The following is a 19420-nucleotide window of genomic DNA, read 5'->3' as shown; positions in this document are numbered from 1 at the left end:
GATGGAAAAAAAGCAAATCCGTATTGGTATGATCGGCTATAAATTCATGGGCAAGGCCCATTCTCACGCCTACAGGGATGTCCCATTTTACTTTGATACTGACGGAGTTCCGGTGATGCAGGCGATTTGCGGGCGCGACGAGGCAGGCGTGAAGTCAGCAGCGCAGAAGCTAGGCTGGGCATCGTACGAAACCGATTGGCGCAAACTGATCGAGCGAGACGATATTGATTTAATCGATATCGGCGCCCCGAATAATGCGCATGCTGAAATTGCGATTGCTGCTGCACAAGCCGGTAAGCATATTCTGTGCGAGAAACCGCTCGCCATGAGTGTGGAGGAAGCGAAAAGAATGCTGGAGGCAGTGAATAAAGCGGGCGTCATTCATATGATCTGCCATAATTACCGTTTTGTTCCGGCCGTTCAGTTCGCGAAGAAGTTGATCGATGAAGGAAGACTAGGAAAAATACATCACATTAGAGCGAATTACCTGCAGGACTGGATTATGGACCCCAAGTTCCCTTTGGTTTGGCGGTTAAAAAAAGAGGTTTGCGGTTCTGGTTCGCATGGAGATCTCGCCGCCCATTCACTTGACCTTGCCCGCTTTTTGGTAGGGGAGTTCAAGGAAGTGAATGGCATGATGGAAACCTTCATTAAGGAGCGGCCGATCGGAGAAATGAGTGGCGGCTTAAGTGCTAACGTCAAGGGAGGAGAGCTTGGAGAGGTTGATGTGGACGATGCATCCATCTTCATGGCTCGCTTTGAGAATGGCGCTGTAGGCGTATTTGAAGCAACGCGGTTTGCTGGCGGGAACCGCAACGGGAACCGCTTTGAGATCAATGGCGAGAAGGGTTCGATCCGTTGGGATATGGAGCAGATGAATACGCTGCAATATTATTCTGCCGAAGACGAGTCTGGCATGCAGGGCTTTCGCTACATTAACTGCCAGGAAGAGATTCATCCGTATGCGGGAGCTTACTGGCCGCCTGCCCATATTATCGGCTATGAGCATACGTTTATAAATCTGTTCACGGAGCTAATGAATGGCATCGCGAACAATAGAAATCCTACTCCCAATTTTGAAGACGGTCTAAAAAATCAAATTGTGCTCGAAGCTGTACAGAAATCCGCTCAGACAAGGCGTTGGGTATCTATTGCAGAAGTGAATTAATCTGCTATAAAGCAGAATTGAATGTCCGTATGGCATCATGTAATGAAGATACACTCATATTCGCTATTTCGGCAAGCTCTTCGATGTAGAACTTCTTAACAAAGGATCGCCCAATCATAGCCAATAGCCCCTTCATAAAGTAGAATAAGGAGGTGGCAAATTTGACTCTCGATCGAAACTATACTTTATCCGATTTAAAAGATGAAGTTTATTATTTTGATAAACACTGGAAGAGAATTTTCAAGGCAAATCGCGCCATTTATGTGGCTACGAAAAACAACGCATCACTTACGATAAGTATTATCAACTCAAAAGGAAACAAGGTTCCAAAAGTGATTCAAAAGTATAAAAAGGGAAGCAGAATTGTCGTGATCGGTATTGCCGTACACGCACCAGCCCATACCACCATAAATCTGTGATGATCCACCTTAGCAAGACAGGAAGAGCATGCCTGACGGCAGCTCTTTTTTTGTTTTATTGAAATGCAGACACCGGAGAACCTGAGTTTTTACGAAAGATCCTCGCCTGACATTCCAATGTACAGATCTAAATTCTGAGGGGGTTTTCCCGGTAGTTTATCACATCTCTTTATAGTACTTGAAGCGGTAATAAGTGCAATATCCAACGATAAACAGATAGGTAAAAACCAATAGCAATAACACTAATAAATCTATAGCCATCAAGGCAATTGCTATAAATAAGGCTCCAAACACAAAAATCATCATGTCATATGCTTTCGCTTTTGCTAGATTAGCGATTGCCAAATTACGCTCATCTTTCGTTTCAATCTCTAGCTGCTTTGCGGCGACAGGATTATTCTTCATAGCGTGTCGGACAATTACTTCTCCCATACCGTGACCGAAAATACTACAGCCAAGCCCAACACAGATATATGGCAACGCTCGAAGTATACCTTGTGGATCTTCAATTGTTTTGATGAAGTACAGACCACCTGCTAGTAGTGCTACGCCTATAAGGGTAAGAAAATAAGACGAAATAGTTTTATTCATACATGTTCATCCTCCTCATAAATAAAGATTTCTTCGATACTCATACCGAAAAAACGTGCAATCTTGAATGCAAGAAGGATTGATGGATTATAACGTCCATTTTCCAACGAACCGATAGTTTGCCTTGATACTTCAAGAGCCGTTGCTAATTCTTCTTGCTTAACACCGTGTTGCTTGCGGATTTCTTCTAAACGGTTGTTCAATGCGTTCACTCTCCTTATGGAAAGCTAGCTTTCCATAAGGAGAGCATATCGTGTACCGCTATCAATGTCAAGCCTACTTTCCATTAGTTTCGCTAACATTGAGGACTGTAACTCCTTACAGGATTGGAATAAAGAAGCATTTGCGGAAGTGCTAAATGCGGGCATTGTTGAATTTGTTAAGCATGAGGCGACGGGGATCGCGGGATTCGAAGAAGAGTGTGGAGATTTTGGATATTTTCAAAGGATTGAATGTACAAGGTAGGACGAATGTAATAATTACGCATGATCTGGCGATTGACATATTTCATTTGATGCTTGCTTTAGAGCTTCTTCACAAACCTTTATGAGATATAAACGAATATACCTTACCTAAACGCTCCCTCAAACATAGCATTATGTATAGGGTAACACGAAGCGGTGCGTTACGCTCAATTATTAGCGATGGAGTCAACCAACGCACATCTTACGTGAAATCTGGATGAGGAGATGGTCGAAGTGGCTTTGAAAAGGTTGGCGAAATCGAAACAGGATAAAAAGAAATCAATCAGGCGAAAGCGGGTTAATGTTATTATTAAGGGACCTTTGGTCCCGAGGGACAATAAAAAACAAGAATTCCATTTTAACTATCCCTCACACCCAGTATATGATAAGGGTTTTCAGGAGTTTCGGGATATGCAAAATGAAACGGACGGAGTCCGGATACTCATGGTTCTGGATCAATTTAATATCGGAGGGACGGAAACCCATTGTTTATCTCTTGTCCGGGAACTGGTGAAAAAAGGAATCCATGCCGTAGTAGCCGGCAAGAAAGGCCGCATGTTGGAGACGTTTTTGGCATTAGGCTGTCCGGTTTATGAGGTTGATTTCGTCACCGATTCCTATGAACCGAACGATAGGCAGAGGAATGAAATTGTCGAGCAGGTAAAAAGAATTATATTAAATGAGAATATAACGGTTGTCCACGGTCATCAGGTTCCTTCCGGAATCATTGCAGGTGAAGCGGCAGCGCAAGTGAAAGTGCCTCTTATCTATACGGTTCACGGCCACTACTACGGCAACTCTTTATTACCAGTCTTTAAGCTGGCTTCAGCTGTCATTACGGTAACTCCCTCCGTTCAACAATTCGTTAAAAATCATTACACCGCACCCATTTTAATTCCGAATGGCATCGATACTATGGAGTACGCAAACCGTCCATCGCTCAAAGCTGATTTCAGAGCCAGATACGGCATACCGCAAGATGCGCCGCTCGTGCTTTATGTAGGGCGTCTTGCATGGGAAAAGGCTGATATTTGCTTGAATATTATGGAAGCATGCCAACAATTGAGGGAAAGTAAGTTTCCTGATCTTCATCTCATGATTGTGGGGACAGGGAGCGAAACAGGCAAAATCGAAGCTTTGGTCGAACAGAACAACGATGCTGCCAATAAAGATTTCATTCATTTGTTGGGGGATTCCTTGAACATGTGCGCGTTTTATTCCAGCAGCGATTGCGTGGTCGGTACAGGCCGGGTGGCAGTTGAGGCGATGGCTTGTAAAACGCCAGTCATTGCGGTCGGCACGCAAGGTTATTTTGGCATCGTACGACCGGAAAATTATAAGTCCGCTTGGAATCTCTGGTTTGGAGATCACGGGTCCAGGAGCTCGTTAACGCCGGAGATGCTGCATGAGCATTTGAACGAGGTACTGAATCTATCTCCTCAAACCCGGGAAGAGTGGGGATGGGTAGGCCGCAAATATATAGAAAGCCATTATCCTATTGCGGCTACCGCCTCAACCACGTTGAATGTCTATGGGGAATTGCTTGAGAAGATGTCTGTATTCAAATAGGACACTTTTAGGACACTTTTAGGACACTTTGAAAAATTGATGTAGAATGCATTGCAAGATGGTTCCTATTTTGGACAATAGGAGCCATCTTTTCTATTTTCCGTTGCAAATTTCTAGTAATAATTTTAAGAATAATATACGAGTGTCTGGTAGCATTCATCCAATCATCTACTATTATGGTGAATAATATATAACTATAATCACAGATAAAATGTGATTTAAATAAAAATAAGGAGTTGGTAATTGATATGCCGATTACGAAAATAGCAACACTCGAAAGTAGTACTACGGCTTCGGGTCCGGTCAGTGCGACCTGGTACTCGACTACTGGCAGGTCAGATGCGATTAATGGAGCCATCTTAGGAACTTCTTCACCAACCAGAAATGTGGTTACAAATATTGGACAGCTAGGAAGCTTTTGGCCAAACCTGCAGTATTATGGCGTAGAACCAGAACCCGATCCCAGCTATGTATGGAATGATGCGTCTCCCGGACCAACAACGGAAACCTTCTATTTTGCCCAAGTCTTTCAGTACACGGGGCTGGTTCTTCCTGTAGGTCTTACGCGTTTGGCTATAGCAGATACGTTCAGCGATAATGCCCATACTTTATTTCTTGAAGAATATCTGAACATTCCGCTCGTTGGACTCACGCTTCAGACTTCAATTACACCTCCCATTAGTGGTGCACCGGACGGCAGTTTAAGCGATGCTGGACAGGCAGCGACTCCGCCATTTGGTTGGCAAAATATCTCTAAATTTTCCCAACCTTATGTGCCTACGCTTCCCGTCAGTATTCCTCTGCTTACAACTTACTATTTCGTCGTTTCCTACGCAGTGACAAATTATGCAGCAAACGGCCCGGATAATCCTGCAGGTCTTCAATACATCGTCGAGCTATATAACGATCTGCTTGGAGGCTAACGTTCGTTCAATCCGAAATGCTAAAAAGCCAGGAGCTAGCTCCTGGCTTTTTGTGCCTAAGAATAAAAGTTTCTCGAATGCTGTTTGGGATGCAAACGATAGAAATACAACGGTTCCCGTAAATTATCCATTTTTATGCCGGCACTCGCACATTTTGCGAAAAATTCGTAATCTTCCGCTGCCGGTATATAACGGGTATGTCCTCCAATCCGGTCAAACGTATTTCCCCGAAGCATGACTGTAGGATTTGCAATACAATGTAGGCCCTTCTTATACATTTGAGAGATTTCATCCCCGTAGCTAAGCCATTCGGGCACTACCGTTTTTTGGCGATTCCCGTCCTCGAAGGCGATATAATTAGTGCCGATCAATCCGACATCCGGATGCTCGCGCAGAAATTTCACCTGTTTCTGCAGCCGGTGCGGATGCGAAATATCGTCGCAGTCGTGAATCGCGATAAATTCCCCCCTAGCCAGATACATTCCGAAAGTATAACTGCCGGCCGTACCTACATTACGGGGGAGGGGGAGGAACACGACTCCCTTCAATCGCTTTACCTCGGCTTTGTAATCATGAAGCCAGGCACGGATACAGTCAACCGTTGAGTCGGTAGAAGCGTCATCGACCAAAATCAACTCTATTTGTGTATATGTCTGCTTCAGCAATCCGTCCAGGCAATCCTTAATGAAAGCAGAGGTGTTATAGCACGGAATCACCACGCTGACCAGGTTGTTGACTCTGTTTATTGCCATTGTCTATCCCCCAATCAAAATAAAATTAGAGCTAGCTCGTATAGTACTATATGAAGCTCGACAGGAATCAGCTAGGGATAAATGCTGATGGTTTTGTGAAGATGGGGAATAGCACCGTATCAATCGTTTAGGATTTCTTGATAATCAAACATATGATGAATTAACAAAAGGAAATGTGTGGGGAAGGATGATGCTCAGATGTTGGCACCGCTGCATATTCACTTCATAACCTCCGGCGTGGGCTCGCCTTATCCGTCTTTGGAGTCGGCGATCATTCATGCGCTGCGTGAGCAAGTACAGAAGGTAACGGTTGCGCATCCTAACGACGAATTGCCAACGAAGGAAGCTAAGCCCGATGTTCTTCTTGTTTTTCACGCATTGTTTTTACCTAAGCATCAGCTTTCCCAATTGAAGCGCGCAGCTTCCAGAACAGCAGTCTGGTTTACGGATGACCCGTACTATTCTGATTGGACCAAAGAGATCGCGGTTCATTTCGATATCGTCTTTACACAGGATCGCGACTCGGTCCAGTGGTATGAGAAGCTCGGTTGTAAGCAAGTGTATCATCTTCCACTTGCTGTGGATCCGGGGGTTTTTCAACCTGCGCGTGTTCCTGATAAGTACGCTTCTGATATTTGCTTTATCGGGAGCGCCTTTTGGAACCGGGTACGTTTCTTTGAGCAATTGGTCGACAGGCTGACGGATCAAAAGGTAACGATTCTGGGACTGTGGTGGGATCGACTGAAAATGCCTGTCAGATCGCATGTGAAGCTTCGTCGGTCTAATGGAGATATGTGGATATCGCCTGAGGAAGCGGCCCGGTATTACAATGGTGCGAAAATCGTGTTAAATATTCACCGGGCAATCGACGACCCAGCTAATCAGAACAGTTCCGCCCTGCAAGCGTCCTCCATCAATAATAGGACATTTGAGATCGCTGCTTGCGGAGCGTTCCAATTAATCGATAACCGCATGGATCTTGGGAAGCATTATATTCAAGGGAAGGAAATCATTTCTTTTTCCTCTGTGGATGAGTGTATCGATTTGATCGGTCTGTACCTGAACAAAGAACGGGAACGTCGGCGTATCGCTGAGCGGACACGCAATCGTACATTGAAAGAGCATACGTATCGGCATCGGGTGGAGACCATACTAAGGATAATCGATTCATGTATTTGATGTATGTAATATGTGCCAATAATCGATGAGGAATTGATCTGGCGATTGCGCAGCAGGTGAAGAGGGTTGTGCATTTTCGGGATGGGAAGTTGAGTGAGGTTGGATAGGAATTAGGACCGGACTCTGATGGAGTGCCGGTTTTTTGTTGATATAATTACGTACGATTTACTGTTTTCGAGCGTATTTTTAGAATCTAAAATAAACATGAACTATATTGTAAGACAACAGGCTGAGTGAATTATTAATAATAACTTTCTAATGGTTCTTCATGTTACTAGCATTCGTACAATTTACAAATGTCGGAAAAGGCGTCCAATCCAATCGAGATACCGTTCATATACTAGCATAGAATTTGAGAGATTAATATGAAAGGGTGGATCTACTGTGATGTGTAGGCTGGATGTGGAAGGAGCGAGTCCTAAGAAGCAAACTGTAGCTATAATCGGGCTTGGGTACGTAGGCCTTCCTTTAGCTCTGCTTCTAGTGGAGAAGGGCTTCCGGGTATTTGGTTACGATCTTAACCCGCATAAGATTGCTACTCTTCTAGCAGGGCAAAGTTATATTTCGGAGATTGAGGATTCGGAGATACAAAAGGCTCGTGCAACGCAGCGGTTTTGTCCGACAGATCGATATGAAGAGATCGAGGAGTCAGAAGTCTTCATCATATGTGTACCGACCCCTCTTAGTGATGAAGGGACACCGGAACTAAGCTACCTGACTCAGGCAGCTACCGAGATAAGCCAACTGATCCCGAAGGGGAAACTGATCGTTTTGGAAAGCTCAACCTTTCCTGGCACGACAAGAGAGGTCGTTGCTCCGATCCTTGAGCAAACCGGCCTTACGATCGGACAGGACGTTTTTTTGGCCTACTCACCTGAAAGGATTGATCCAGGAAATAAGAGTTTTCCTTTTCATATGATTCCTAAGGTTGTCAGCGGCATGACGCCAGATTGCTTATCGATGGTCGAAGAGCTTTACCGTGGTGTTTTCCCTCAGATTCATTCGGTATCCTCTGTGGAGTCGGCTGAGATGGCGAAGATTATAGAGAATGCTTATCGTCTCATCAACATTTCCTTCGTGAACGAGCTGGCTATGATTTGCGATGAGCTGCATCTAGATATTTGGGAGGTCATCGAAGCGGCCAAAACCAAACCCTTCGGCTTCGCCGGATTTTACCCCGGACCGGGGATCGGGGGACACTGCATTCCAGTTGATCCCATCTATTTGGAGTGGAAGCTGCAGCAGTATGGTATTGGCTCTGGGTTCATTCAGCTCGCGCAGCAGGTCAATCACAGGATACCTCCATACATTGCTAAACAGGTTCAACAGCTTCTAGGTACGAAGTCGCTGCTGCATGCCAAGATCCTTGTTTATGGGGTTGCTTACAAGAAGGACATTGCAGACCCACGGGAGTCTTCGTCCCTAGAACTTCTGCAGATTCTTCACAGTATGGGGGCAGAAGCTGTATATCATGATCCGTATATCCCTCATGTATCGGTAGGCGGCGAGATATGGAATAGTGTGGAACTAACACCTCAACTATTGGCAGAAATGGATGCCGTAATTGTGTCAACGGACCATACCTGTATTCCCATGCCACTTCTACTTGAGCATGCAAATCTGGTCTACGACACGCGGAATGCTACAAGAGGCTATTCAGGAAACGGAAAGGCAAGGGTTGTCCGTTTAGGAGGCGGGGGGTCGTAGGGAAATAACGAGAGAACGGATCGACCTACAGGCCGACCCTTATATATTTCTATGCCATTTGCCAAAATCGAGAGCAACCTTCCCGGTCATTCGCGCGATTCTGGGGGCGAGAATGACGGCGTTCACGCCTGTGGAAAGGAAGACTAAGTCGAAGGAGTTCTTCATGGCCCTTATAAGTGTAAGGGTTCGGTCGATCTGGTTGTAGTGGGAGAAGGCAATTGTCCCCACAACCTTTAATCCGTGTTTTCGTTCTAGCGTTTCCTTCATGTCCTTTGCGTGCTTGCTGATAATCAGGATCCTTCTTCCCTTCAGTAGCTTCCAGAAGCTCTTGTCCTGCGGGGCGTATCGATTTATACAGGCACTGCACTTGAAGGAGGGTGACAACCGAAAGTGGGCGAATATCGCATTTGTCAGAGGACGTTTAAGGTAGCGCGGTGCCCGAATCAGACTGTCGTCGGGTGTTAAGACGCCTACAACGTTAGCACTCCGAATCCCGGCCACCATCTGATTGCGCAGGCGAAGGTTCGGCAGGGTTACCCCCTTCTTCCCACGGTTAGCTTTCACTGCCCAAGGTTCCATCAATACTCGTTTGATGGACCAAACAGAGCTTTGAGCTAGACAGATATTCTCTCCATCTCCGATGCGAACCAAGGAGAAGGGTTGTTTATGAGTTAAGGCGTGCTGGATTTTTGCGTAGGTCTGTTCTCGGGTTAAGTTAATCGGCACCCATCATCGCTCCTCATTCATAGGATTTCCCTTTATCATATGACAGTACCTCCTAGTCGTTCGCGTTCGAACCTTGTTCACGCTGGAAATATGCATTTATCCGTATTCCTGAACCTTCCGTCGACAAGAGGAATAAAGTAATTCAAGAAACATATTGAGAGAGCGGAGTTGGAAAGTGAAGGTGATGAAGCAGGTGCATCCGAAAGCGGGTGTTTCGGTAATCACGGTGACGAATAAGCCGGAGTTTATAAAGAATATCTTTCGTAATTACCGTCATCAGTCATGGGATCAAAGAGAGCTGATAATCGTGTTAAATCATCAAAACATGAAACCCTCCACTTACCGAGCCTATGCTCGCCGATTGGGAATACAAGCTGCTATTTATCAGCTTCCTGATAGATTGCCATTGGGAGTGTGTCTGAATTACGGGGTAAAGAGAGCTCGTTATCCGTATATTGCCAAATTCGATGACGATGACTATTATGCTCCTGCGTATGTCGCGGAAGCCGTTAGAAAGGCGGAAAGGACGGGGGCGGATGTAGTCGGAAAAAACCGATTTTATATGTACATGATCGGGTCGAAAGAGCTGCTCCTATTGACGAAGAGTCGGAAGGATTCTGTCGCTGGGGCGACTTTGGTATTCCGAAAGAAGCTATTTCCTGCTGTTAAGTTCACTCGGAGGCGTGTAGGCTCAGACATGAAATTCCTCGCGGATATTTGGAAGCGTGGCGGGGTGGTACGAACCACGAGCCATCGTCACTTCGTAGCCATTAGAAGAGTTGATCAATCCAAGCTTACGTGGAAATTTAATCGAAATGCAGTGCGGAATATGCATGCTGTAGTCGTTGGGCGAATCGTAAATTATGAGCGGATCGTAAGAAGTGGGAGGATTTGAAGGGTCTCCCAGGTAAGGAAGCCGAACACATGATACTTGACCTCAGCGCCATGAGCTTAATTAAAGCTCTGGCGTTTTTTAGTTTTATGGCATTGGAATTAATTGAACTGGCTTTTACGATACTGTATGGGAGTAAAGCCCGTTATCTTTTTAAAAATTCGGCAAAAGTAAGGAAAATTAGGTATTCCAACCAATGAACCGATCTGTTCAATAGATTTTGACTCTGTTTTTAACAGCCAGCAAGCTTGTCTTATTCTTCGCGCAATCACGTATTCGGTAATGTTTCCCCCTGTTTCGGATCGAAATAACCGGGATACATGATTCTTGGAAAGATGGAGTTCCTTTGCTAATTCAATCAAGTCAAAAGGTTCCGTAAAATGCTCCTCGACCCAATTCATTATTTTTTCAGCATGGCTATCCGGACGTGAGACACCTCCAAATTCTCCAACATGCAGCGAGATTAGATAGTCTAGAATGTTGAGGATCAACATGGACGCAGTCTCATGGTCTTCATCCCTTTCGTTCCAACCCGTAACTAAGTCATTGAATCGTTCAAGAACGCCCATGATATATGTCGAGTTGTGCTCCTCACGGAACACCTGATTGGACATTTGTTCCTTCCATACCTGATCCAAAAAACGAGACAGAACCGCAAAGTTTTTCAGATGAGGTGCAACGATGGAGGGCTCAAAGGTTAATACCGTTCGTACATATGGATTCTGAGAATTGACATCAAATTGAATACGGTGCAGCTGAAAGGGTTGTAAAATCACTACGCATCCAGCCTCTAATTTATAAATCTTGCGGTTAAGGGTGAGGGTTCCTCTTCCTTGATGGACAAATAAGACCTCGATCCCCTTATGATAATGGTAAGTAACAGGGGGACACTCGGAGGACACGGCCCTATATTTAAGTTGTATTCCCCTGTTGTTTAGAACATGAAATACTTGTGCACGTTCATCCATTAATTTAGTGTGTTTCAACGATGATCACCATCCAACCAGCTTTTCAAAAATATCAATTGAGTGACATTTTGTGACGGGGTAATATAACTTTTTGGGTCAAATAGTAAGCTATAATAATAGTGTCGATATCACCTAATTATACGTTGTAGTAATTATTGGTGGCAATGCTGCTTGCAGAAAGAACGGCAAATTTCGTGTAACGGCATTCCCGACTATAAGAGGTAGGGGAACAATCCGATGGCAGAGAGATCAACATACGTGTACCTATCCTTGTATTACTCCTTGGTATTTATGGCGTTAGGCGCCTTTAGCAACTATATTCCAATCTATTACAACGACATGCAGTTTGATCATTTTCAGATTGGTCTGCTCTCGACATCGGGAGCGATTACCGCAATGATTGCTCAGCCACGCTGGGGACTGGCCGCCGATAGAGCGGCATCGAAAAACCACCTGCTCCTTATAGCCCTGCTGTTGACCGCTATCCTTGTCTGGACACTCCCGGCGGCAGGCAATCGATTCTGGCTGCTATTTGTGTGCACCATTGTGTTCGGGGCTGTCCAGTGTGTGATCAACCCGCTCGGCGACACGATCACGTTAGAAATTTCCCGCAAGTCGGGAATTAACTTCTCACGGATCCGCACGGCAGGATCTGTCGGTTATGCCTTGATGGCGGTTATTGCCGGCTGGCTGCTGGACCGTAACCTGCATTATATGTTCCCGTTGTTCTCTGGGCTTGTGTTTGTCGCCTTCCTGCTGGCTTGGGGTATCCCTAAGGTGGAAGGCCATCAGCATAAGGCGAAGGTGGAACTGAAACAGCTGTTCACCAGCAGAAAGCTTATTGTGATTTACTTGTACACGCTGGTTGTAAACTGTACGCTGGGCTTTTTTACTACATTTCAAGCTGTCTACAGTAAGGAGGAGGGACTGAGCACGGCGCTGATCGGCATTGGGGTCAGCTTAGGCTCGGTCAGCCAGTTTCCGTTTATGCTGTTTTTTCAACCCCTTTACCGGAGGTTCGGGATCTTTAAGATTTTGCTCTGCTCCGGGATTATCCTTGCCGTTCGGTGGTTACTGTTCAGCGGCTCGCTAAGCCCAGCCGTTTATTTGACTTCGTGGGTACTGCATGGCGGGACGTTCATGCTGTTTTACTTATGTCTCGCCGAATACGTGAACACACATGTGCCCAAAGAGTTGAAGGCAAGCGGCCAAATGATGAATTCGTTGACGATGAACGCCGTCAGTCGGACAGTGGGTTCGCTGTTAGGCGGACTGTACGCCGGCTGGTTCGGCATCCGCTCAGGATTTGTGGTCAGTTCCTTCATCTGCCTTGTTGCAGTGGCGTTGTTTTGGAATTACTATAGGTCAAACGATGAGGATCCAATGGAAATTGAAGGTTCAGCTGGATAGGTTAATACCCGTTCTTGCAAAGAAATAACTTATTGCGATATTAAGCGCAGAGTCTATCGTATTCTTTAAAATGGCTTAACAACCATAAGCACCAATATGGCAATCATCAACAGCTGTGCTGCTGTCTCGATGGGTACGATCTTTTTATCAGCTGTCCGAGCTCGGCGGGTAGTTCATTACCCTGGTCTTGACAATCGGATATGATTTTTACGATCTTTTTCATACGCGGCTCGATCAATCCGTCGAATAAGCAGGACTCCGCCAATTTTAGGTATGATGGCAAGCTTGGTTATAGGCTAGACCGACCCTTTTTCTTTTAAACGCTCCACCGGTCATTTCATGCCCCATTTTTATCCCATGTACCAGCACTCTTCTTCTTGTATTGCCCGTAGGGGACTTACTTTTAAGTAAGTATGACAGGCAGGAGTGGGACTGTGTAGGTAAACAAAAGCTGCCCGGGATCCCGTGGCAGCTTTTGTTTTGAGTATATTGAATTCGTACATAGCTATAAATTCTTCATTTTACAATGGTGAATCGTCGAGTTATATTTATGCGCGTTTTAATGGACTTGAATGAATACGACACTTTAAATGCCCTTGATGGAGCGCTTCATGATAAAGGCAAAAATTTAAAATCTCCCCGATAGTATCCATTTCATTGCCGTACAGGTTCAAAGACTTGTTTGCTTTTTCTTCAAAATTCCGGGTTCCGAGTTGCGCTTTGATATGCTCCATTTGCCCTTTTAGCAAGGATGTCAACTCCTCCAAACTTGGAGGCTGCACTTGCCAATCAGAAGGTTTTGACCCGGATTTGAACATGGCTACATGCTCTTCGGACATATAAAAGGACAAACCCACAAAATTATTCAGAAAAAGATCGGTAAAAGCAGCGATATGTCCTAGATGCCAACGAATGGTGTTTTTATACCCAGTCGGCATTTCATCCGCAATCTCATCGGTAATGGATTCAATGGTTTTAATCGTTATCGTTCTAATCACTTCTAGTTGATTTAATAATTTTTCGCTATTCATTATAAGTCTCCTTTGTTTACTGTTTTTATAGGTTTTCTGCCTAAACTGTTGAGATATAACAGAGCGCTGGCCGCAACGATGAAACTGAAGATGAGAATCAAATTTCCGTACAAGTAAGTACTTGAATCCGTGAGGACCGGATGCAGCGGAAAGGCAAGCAGCTTATCCTCCAGGGTTTTGGCAACAAGAGCTGTGATGACAGCCCCCGAAATGGTGGATATCATATTAAAAAAGCCCATCCCGATGCCGATTTGTTGAACGGGCAAAATTTTCGTAACGCTCTCCGCCAACGCCGTCTGTACGAAGGAGAATCCGATGTACATCAAGATGAGGGCGGCACCAATGTACCCTACCCAAAGTCCAATGACGGAAGATAGCAGCAGAAAACTGACCGCGAGCAAGATTAGCCCCAAATAATTTGCGAAGTGGCTCCCTTTTTTGACAGTCAGATTACCGGCGACTTTGCCGAAAAGAACGGCACTGAAAGCTCCGGGAAACAAGACAAAACCGATGGTATTTGCATCGACACCGTACGTTTTATTAAGCATGATCGGGATGACGAACAAAACCGCGAATACGGATCCGAAAATGAGAAAACCGATCACGAGACCATTCCGATATCGCGAATTTGCGAACAAGGAAGGATCGACAAACGGTTCTTTTGCCCGGCGGATTTGAACAATGAAAAGGAATAGTCCGACCAAAGCCCCAGCCAAATAAAGCCAATGTCCTTCTGTGGTAAAAAGGATCAGCATAGCTACTGTAAGACTGAGCAATACCCCTCCAATGATGTCCAAACCGCCAGCTTTGCGCTCCTCTTTCGGAAAGTATTTCAGGAAGAAAGGGATGGCTGCAACGATGGGAAGAGGGATGAGAAACAGATAAGCCCATTGGAACGATTCCGTGATAAAACCGCCAAGTACCGGCCCAATTCCGATCGCGAAGGATCCAGTCGAAGTGATGATGCCGAATATTTTGCCCCGCTCTTCCGCCGAGAAATACCGGGCAACCATCACGAAAACGAGCGACGGGATTGCCGCACAGCCTGCTCCTTGGATCGCCCTGGCCACAATGACGGCAGGGTACCAAGCCTGAAGGGCAAAGCCGATAATCGACCCTGCGCTATAAAGGATAATTCCGATCGTAATCAGTTTCCTAATGCTGAAGATATCGGACAGTTTTCCGAACACAACCATTCCTACGCCGAAGACGATGAAAAAGACCGTCACGACCCAACTGACATCAGACGGGTTCAGCGTGAACTGCTTGGCAATATTAGGTGTAGATACATTAAACACAGATTCATTTAGCACTGAGAAAAAAAAGATGTAATAAATCCATAGGATACTTTTCTTGACTTCTGATCCATCTTGGCTTGTATGGCGCTCTCTGTCTATTCTCTCCACTCCATTCAATTCTAACGCTTCCTTTCTTCCAGTTTGCTTGGTTGGCGATGCAGCTGCGGCGGTTTCATCGCAATCACAATCCGCAGGAGCATTCTTAAATTGCCCTCAATAACATGATCGTTTTTAACGCAATGTTTTCAATGCACCGCTCCAAGCGATAACTTGGTCGAGCATCGCGTTGACTGCAGTTTCCTGATGAGGAGCAGGCTTGAAGACGCTAAAGTTTTCAAAATCCGTCATAAGCGAAAGCCCGACTTGTGCGCGTACATCGGCCATATGGAGTTCTCCGACGATGAGTCTGAGATTTTCGATTGCACGTGCGCCTCCTGTGCCGCCATAGCCGACGAAGCCCGCCGCTTTATCCTTCCATTCATGAAAAAGAAAATCAATGGCATTCTTCAAAGCGCCGGAAGTTGCATGATTATACTCCGGTGTAACGAATACGAAGCCGTCAAAGGAATTAATTTTCTGCGACCAAGCAATCGTATGCGGTTTGCTATATTGGCCCATTGCGGCAGGGAACGGTTCGTCCAACAACGGTAGATTGTAATCGGCAAGATCCACGAGCTCGAAATTAGCATCGGTGCGTTTCGTCGCAACGTCGGTCACCCAGCGGGCTACTGCTTCACCGTTGCGCCCTGGGCGCGTACTTCCAAGAATAACTCCTATGTTTAACATTGTAATTCCTCCATTTGTGTTCAATTTTAATGGTTCATTCACACTTCCCTGGGAAGCTTCCTAACTATTGAATGTCTACTTAACGTCCGCTTAAAAAAACGTGGTATGCACTCCTCTCCCATAAACGTAAACCTAATAAACTCTATAATTAGGATATTTATATAATATAATTATAGTAGTTGTTTGTCAAATGAGCCGCGAAATTGACAAACCATTAATCCTATCCTATTGTTAGCATACAAATATTCATAGGACTATTCGGCCTGATAAGGGGGAGACGGATGTATGAACTTCAAAGAGGAACAAAATGAATTAGACTTAAGATTGTTGCGTATTTTTGCGAAAGCTCACGAAGCTGTATCTATCAACATCGGGAAAGATGTAGCAAAGCACAATCTTGGTCCTGAAACCTTTAGGATTCTGGAATTGCTTTATAGTAAAGGTCCTCATACCCTGCAAAAAATTAGTGAAAAATTTTCCATTCCGAGCGGAAGCATCACCTTTGTGGTTAACAAATTAGTCAAGCAAGGACTCGTCGAGCGGCAGCCCAACCCCCAAGATGGGAGAGCGAGTGATGCCGTACTGACCGGGCAAGGAAAGGCTCTATTTGATGAAATTTTTCCAAAACATGTGGAAACGATCTCTCAAAATTTTTCCTTTCTGAACACCGAAGAGAAGGAGCAGTTAATTGTTTTATTGAAGAAAATAGGAATAGGGGCACAGAAGTTATAAAGTTGTTTGCTTTTGGTGGGCGGTTTGAATTCACGGAATTTACGTTCCCGAACGGTGTGCTCTGAATATAATGCAAAGATCGTTTGCCATTATAGAAAGGAGGAGCTGACGTTTGTCAAAAGTGTTATTAAACAAAAAGGTACAGATAAAAGTAACCCCTTCAGGGCCTCGTATCATAGCGACTATTCCAGTAGGCAAACAAGTCGGGGGAATCGTTATTAACCAAGCGACGAACCGTATCTATTTTACCAGCCAGAATGAAAACATGTTAGGCGTTCTAGATGGGGCAACGAACAAAGTTATTGCAACAGTGAAAACGGGTCAGATGCCAGGTGATGTTGTCGTTAATCCAAGAACCAACCGAATCTATGTAACCAATTGGCTTGATGGCAGTGTTACAGTCATTAACGGCCGCACTAATCAAGTCATCAAGACGATAAAACTAGGTGAGCGCAGTGACGAGACTGCAATAAATACACGTACAAACCTTATCTATGTTGTCTCGATTTCACTATCATCGAACATTTCCACGATCACTGTGATCAACGGGAAAACAAATACAATCATGAAACGAATGCCCATTAAGGGTCGCCCAGCGACATTTGTGATTGATGAAGTGACAAATCGGATTTATTTTACAGACGTTCAAAATGATACTGTATCTATCATGGATGGAAACAAGCATGTTGTTATTAAAACCCTAAAAGTAGGGCGAAATCCGGTTATTACGCCGGTCTTAAATAAGCACAATAACTGCCTTTATATTCCGAACAATTTAAGTCGGTACTATTCCATTTTGAATCTTCGAACGAATACCATACAGAATCACCAACTCGGTAGACTGCAAAGTGACATCATTTACAATCCTGTGACAAATCGAATATACATCACATCTGCTCAAGAATCCTCAAAGGGACGTTTATATGTCATTGACGGTTCGACGAACCGCATAAAACAAACGATGACGATTCCCACCTATTCGACCTTTTTCATTAACCCGAATACGAATCATTTGTACCACTTGGAATATGTGGATTTTCGTCCAGATCCGCTTAATGTCTATGATGGAAGCATCTTAAAACGCATAGCATCACTTCGCGCGGCAGACTATGAAGGCGGTATAGCCGTTAACCTGATTACGAATCGTATCTATATGAGCCAGGATAAGAATATCGTTGTCATTCAAGATTAAGTTAGAAGAAGCTGAGGGCCGGGACTCCTGTGGTTCCGGTTTTGTTTTTGTACATGTAAAATAGTGTATAACAGTGAGAAATAATTGCATGATTATAATATACTTGGAAGGAGAATAATGCATAGGAGGTTTCTCGTGGATAACCGATACGACGAACTTTATAAAAAGGCGCAAGCCTGCGGCCAGGAGCATATCCTCCGATTTTACCCATTTCTTTCCGAGGCTTCGAAGAGCAAGCTGCTGGATCAGATGGAACAGCTGGATTTTTCCTTGCTCCGCGAGCTTTTTCATCATATGAAGCAGCCAACGGTAAGCACCGACGTTATTTCGCCAATGGAAGCTTATGATTTGGAGGATTACAGCGAGGAGGAGCGGAAGCAATGGACGGAGACCGGCTGGGACCGGCTTCGTCAAGGCAAGGTCGCGGCGCTTGTCGTCGCCGGAGGGCAGGGAAGTCGCCTGGGGCATGAAGGACCGAAAGGGACCTATGACATTGGGCTGTCATCAGGAAAGTCGCTGTTCCAGCTGCAGGCCGAACGCTTGCTCAACTTGTCCCGGAGAGCCGGCCGGACCATCCCATGGTACTTGATGACCAGTCCGGAGAATCACCAGGAAACGGTGCAATATTTTCAAGCATCGGCGTATTTCGGCTATGCCCCGGACGATATTTATTTCTTCCGGCAAAATGTCCTGCCGGCCTTGGATTCCGAAGGACGCGTCCTGCTCTCCGCTAAGGACGAAATCAGCCTTACCCCCAGCGGGAACGGCGATGTTTTTGCTTCCATGAAGCGATCCGGTGCCTTGGACGACCTGAAACGTCGAGGAGTAGAGTGGTTGTTCTATTACAATGTTGATAACGCCTTGATCCGAGTCGCGGATCCGCTGTTTGTAGGAATCGCTGCGCATCATAACCATCCAATTGCTACCAAAGTTGCAGAAAAAGCCTACCCCGAGGAAAAAGTCGGCATTCTTTGCCTTAAGGACGGCCTACCCACCGTAGTAGAATACATGGAGTTGCCTAATGAGCTAATGTACGAAACCGATAGCTCGGGCCACTTGACTTACGGGCTGGGCAACCTTTCGATCCATCTGATTCGCGCCGATTTTATCGAGCGGCATGCGGACACGAATACTCCTTATCACGCCGCCCACAAAGCGGTCAAATACATCAATGATCAGGGCCATACGGTCCAGCCGGCGTCGCCCAACGCTTATAAATTTGAGAAATTCATCTTTGATTTGTTTCCTCTCGCCGAACGCATAACGGCATTGAAAATACACAGAGAGGAAGAGTTCGCCCCTGTCAAAAACAAGGAGGGGAAGGACAGCCCCGCGACAGCACGCCAACTTATGCAGAATTTGCATAAGCGATGGCTCCTGGAATCAGGGGCAGCACCCTCCGAGCTGGAAGGCCGGAATATCGATATTTCCCCGTTGGTTTCTTATGCAGGGGAGGGATTAACTTCGGAAGTTTTGAACGCTCTTCTTGACGCGAGTGGATGCCAGGATTAGTATGCGGATCCCCTGGAAGAAGTCCAGATCATTCTTTATCGAGCAAAGCCTGCGGCGAAAAAGCTGCAGGCTTGTTTTTTTGGCGAGGAACGCCTATTGAC

The 19420-nt window shown here is 45.4% G+C and carries 19 protein-coding genes; 11 read left to right on the top strand and 8 right to left on the bottom strand.

Annotated features, from left to right (window positions below; translation table 11 throughout):
* Position 1: 1 nt before the first annotated feature.
* Entirely contained in the window at positions 2 to 1168 is a 1167-nt protein-coding gene (locus tag AC58UW_RS14315; RefSeq protein WP_497421315.1) for a Gfo/Idh/MocA family protein, read from the top strand.
* A gap of 161 nt (positions 1169 to 1329) precedes the next feature.
* Positions 1330 to 1587, top strand: a complete 258-nt coding sequence (locus AC58UW_RS14310) for a hypothetical protein (RefSeq protein ID WP_497421314.1) — start codon at positions 1330 to 1332, stop codon at positions 1585 to 1587.
* A 159-nt stretch (positions 1588 to 1746) separates the two neighbouring features.
* Here the strand turns inward: AC58UW_RS14310 and AC58UW_RS14305 are convergent, their stop codons facing one another.
* Together AC58UW_RS14305 and AC58UW_RS14300 are read right to left on the bottom strand one after the other, a co-directional pair.
* Complete coding sequence (locus tag AC58UW_RS14305; RefSeq protein ID WP_497421313.1) at positions 1747 to 2178, bottom strand: hypothetical protein; 432 nt, start codon at positions 2176 to 2178, stop codon at positions 1747 to 1749.
* Positions 2175 to 2381: a helix-turn-helix transcriptional regulator gene (locus tag AC58UW_RS14300; protein ID WP_497421312.1), complete on the bottom strand. Its 207-nt coding sequence runs from the start codon at positions 2379 to 2381 to the stop codon at positions 2175 to 2177. The genes AC58UW_RS14305 and AC58UW_RS14300 overlap by 4 nt, the downstream gene beginning before the upstream one ends.
* 672 nt (positions 2382 to 3053) lie before the next feature.
* Here AC58UW_RS14300 and AC58UW_RS14295 point away from each other — a divergent pair.
* Both AC58UW_RS14295 and AC58UW_RS14290 read left to right on the top strand, forming a co-directional pair.
* Complete coding sequence (locus tag AC58UW_RS14295) at positions 3054 to 4211, top strand: glycosyltransferase (RefSeq protein ID WP_497421311.1); 1158 nt, start codon at positions 3054 to 3056, stop codon at positions 4209 to 4211.
* A gap of 248 nt (positions 4212 to 4459) precedes the next feature.
* Complete coding sequence (locus tag AC58UW_RS14290; RefSeq protein ID WP_497421310.1) at positions 4460 to 5134, top strand: hypothetical protein; 675 nt, start codon at positions 4460 to 4462, stop codon at positions 5132 to 5134.
* 56 nt (positions 5135 to 5190) lie between these two features.
* Here the strand turns inward: AC58UW_RS14290 and AC58UW_RS14285 are convergent, their stop codons facing one another.
* Positions 5191 to 5886, bottom strand: coding sequence for a glycosyltransferase family 2 protein (locus AC58UW_RS14285; protein WP_497421309.1), 696 nt, complete (start codon positions 5884 to 5886; stop codon positions 5191 to 5193).
* A gap of 177 nt (positions 5887 to 6063) precedes the next feature.
* Between AC58UW_RS14285 and AC58UW_RS14280 the strand changes: the two genes are divergently transcribed.
* Entirely contained in the window at positions 6064 to 7065 is a 1002-nt protein-coding gene (locus AC58UW_RS14280; protein WP_497421308.1) for a CgeB family protein, read from the top strand.
* Between the two features lie 387 nt (positions 7066 to 7452).
* Positions 7453 to 8772: a nucleotide sugar dehydrogenase gene (locus AC58UW_RS14275; RefSeq protein WP_497421520.1), complete on the top strand. Its 1320-nt coding sequence runs from the start codon at positions 7453 to 7455 to the stop codon at positions 8770 to 8772.
* Between the two features lie 39 nt (positions 8773 to 8811).
* On the opposite strand, the gene AC58UW_RS14270 is transcribed toward AC58UW_RS14275, so the two are convergent.
* On the bottom strand, positions 8812 to 9498 hold the full coding sequence (locus tag AC58UW_RS14270) for a GT-D fold domain-containing glycosyltransferase (RefSeq protein ID WP_497421307.1): 687 nt from the start codon (positions 9496 to 9498) through the stop codon (positions 8812 to 8814).
* Between the two features lie 154 nt (positions 9499 to 9652).
* On the opposite strand from AC58UW_RS14270, the gene AC58UW_RS14265 reads away from it, so the two are divergent.
* The gene (locus AC58UW_RS14265; protein ID WP_497421306.1) at positions 9653 to 10393 is read left to right on the top strand and encodes a glycosyltransferase family 2 protein; all 741 of its coding nucleotides are present in this window, start codon (positions 9653 to 9655) and stop codon (positions 10391 to 10393) included.
* A 98-nt stretch (positions 10394 to 10491) separates the two neighbouring features.
* On the opposite strand, the gene AC58UW_RS14260 is transcribed toward AC58UW_RS14265, so the two are convergent.
* Complete coding sequence (locus AC58UW_RS14260) at positions 10492 to 11358, bottom strand: helix-turn-helix domain-containing protein (protein WP_497421519.1); 867 nt, start codon at positions 11356 to 11358, stop codon at positions 10492 to 10494.
* Positions 11359 to 11595: 237 nt separating this feature from the next.
* On the opposite strand from AC58UW_RS14260, the gene AC58UW_RS14255 reads away from it, so the two are divergent.
* Positions 11596 to 12768 (top strand): MFS transporter, encoded by a 1173-nt coding sequence (locus AC58UW_RS14255; protein WP_497421305.1) that lies wholly within the window; start codon positions 11596 to 11598, stop codon positions 12766 to 12768.
* Between the two features lie 548 nt (positions 12769 to 13316).
* On the opposite strand, the gene AC58UW_RS14250 is transcribed toward AC58UW_RS14255, so the two are convergent.
* The 3 genes from AC58UW_RS14250 to AC58UW_RS14240 form a co-directional block, all read right to left on the bottom strand.
* Complete coding sequence (locus AC58UW_RS14250; protein WP_497421304.1) at positions 13317 to 13799, bottom strand: DinB family protein; 483 nt, start codon at positions 13797 to 13799, stop codon at positions 13317 to 13319.
* Entirely contained in the window at positions 13799 to 15205 is a 1407-nt protein-coding gene (locus AC58UW_RS14245) for an MFS transporter (RefSeq protein WP_497421303.1), read from the bottom strand. Before AC58UW_RS14245 ends, AC58UW_RS14250 begins: the two co-directional genes overlap by 1 nt.
* Positions 15206 to 15328: 123 nt before the next feature.
* The gene (locus AC58UW_RS14240) at positions 15329 to 15883 is read right to left on the bottom strand and encodes an NADPH-dependent FMN reductase (protein ID WP_497421302.1); all 555 of its coding nucleotides are present in this window, start codon (positions 15881 to 15883) and stop codon (positions 15329 to 15331) included.
* Between the two features lie 285 nt (positions 15884 to 16168).
* On the opposite strand from AC58UW_RS14240, the gene AC58UW_RS14235 reads away from it, so the two are divergent.
* From AC58UW_RS14235 to AC58UW_RS14225, 3 genes are all read left to right on the top strand, one after another.
* Positions 16169 to 16615, top strand: a complete 447-nt coding sequence (locus AC58UW_RS14235) for a MarR family winged helix-turn-helix transcriptional regulator (protein ID WP_497421301.1) — start codon at positions 16169 to 16171, stop codon at positions 16613 to 16615.
* Between the two features lie 121 nt (positions 16616 to 16736).
* Positions 16737 to 17807, top strand: coding sequence for a YncE family protein (locus AC58UW_RS14230; protein WP_497421518.1), 1071 nt, complete (start codon positions 16737 to 16739; stop codon positions 17805 to 17807).
* Positions 17808 to 17942: 135 nt separating this feature from the next.
* The gene (locus AC58UW_RS14225; RefSeq protein ID WP_497421300.1) at positions 17943 to 19319 is read left to right on the top strand and encodes a UTP--glucose-1-phosphate uridylyltransferase; all 1377 of its coding nucleotides are present in this window, start codon (positions 17943 to 17945) and stop codon (positions 19317 to 19319) included.
* The last annotated feature ends 101 nt before the right edge of the window (positions 19320 to 19420 follow it).

It is taken from the genome of Paenibacillus sp. J22R160 (assembly GCF_059692135.1).
The sequence above is the reverse complement of the archived record's forward strand: the minus strand, read 5'-3'. Positions and strand labels throughout refer to the sequence as shown.

Bases quoted from the DNA above. Each gene is read 5' to 3' on its own strand.
- AC58UW_RS14315 (WP_497421315.1), top strand. From the start codon at position 2: ATGGAAAAAAAGCAAATCCGTATTGGTATGATCGGCTATAAATTCATG.
- AC58UW_RS14305 (WP_497421313.1), bottom strand. From the start codon at position 2,178: ATGAATAAAACTATTTCGTCTTATTTTCTTACCCTTATAGGCGTAGCA.
- AC58UW_RS14295 (WP_497421311.1), top strand. From the start codon at position 3,054: ATGCAAAATGAAACGGACGGAGTCCGGATACTCATGGTTCTGGATCAA.
- AC58UW_RS14290 (WP_497421310.1), top strand. From the start codon at position 4,460: ATGCCGATTACGAAAATAGCAACACTCGAAAGTAGTACTACGGCTTCG.
- AC58UW_RS14285 (WP_497421309.1), bottom strand. From the start codon at position 5,886: ATGGCAATAAACAGAGTCAACAACCTGGTCAGCGTGGTGATTCCGTGC.
- AC58UW_RS14275 (WP_497421520.1), top strand. From the start codon at position 7,453: ATGTGTAGGCTGGATGTGGAAGGAGCGAGTCCTAAGAAGCAAACTGTA.
- AC58UW_RS14260 (WP_497421519.1), bottom strand. From the start codon at position 11,358: ATGGATGAACGTGCACAAGTATTTCATGTTCTAAACAACAGGGGAATA.
- AC58UW_RS14255 (WP_497421305.1), top strand. From the start codon at position 11,596: ATGGCAGAGAGATCAACATACGTGTACCTATCCTTGTATTACTCCTTG.
- AC58UW_RS14250 (WP_497421304.1), bottom strand. From the start codon at position 13,799: ATGAATAGCGAAAAATTATTAAATCAACTAGAAGTGATTAGAACGATA.
- AC58UW_RS14240 (WP_497421302.1), bottom strand. From the start codon at position 15,883: ATGTTAAACATAGGAGTTATTCTTGGAAGTACGCGCCCAGGGCGCAAC.
- AC58UW_RS14235 (WP_497421301.1), top strand. From the start codon at position 16,169: ATGAACTTCAAAGAGGAACAAAATGAATTAGACTTAAGATTGTTGCGT.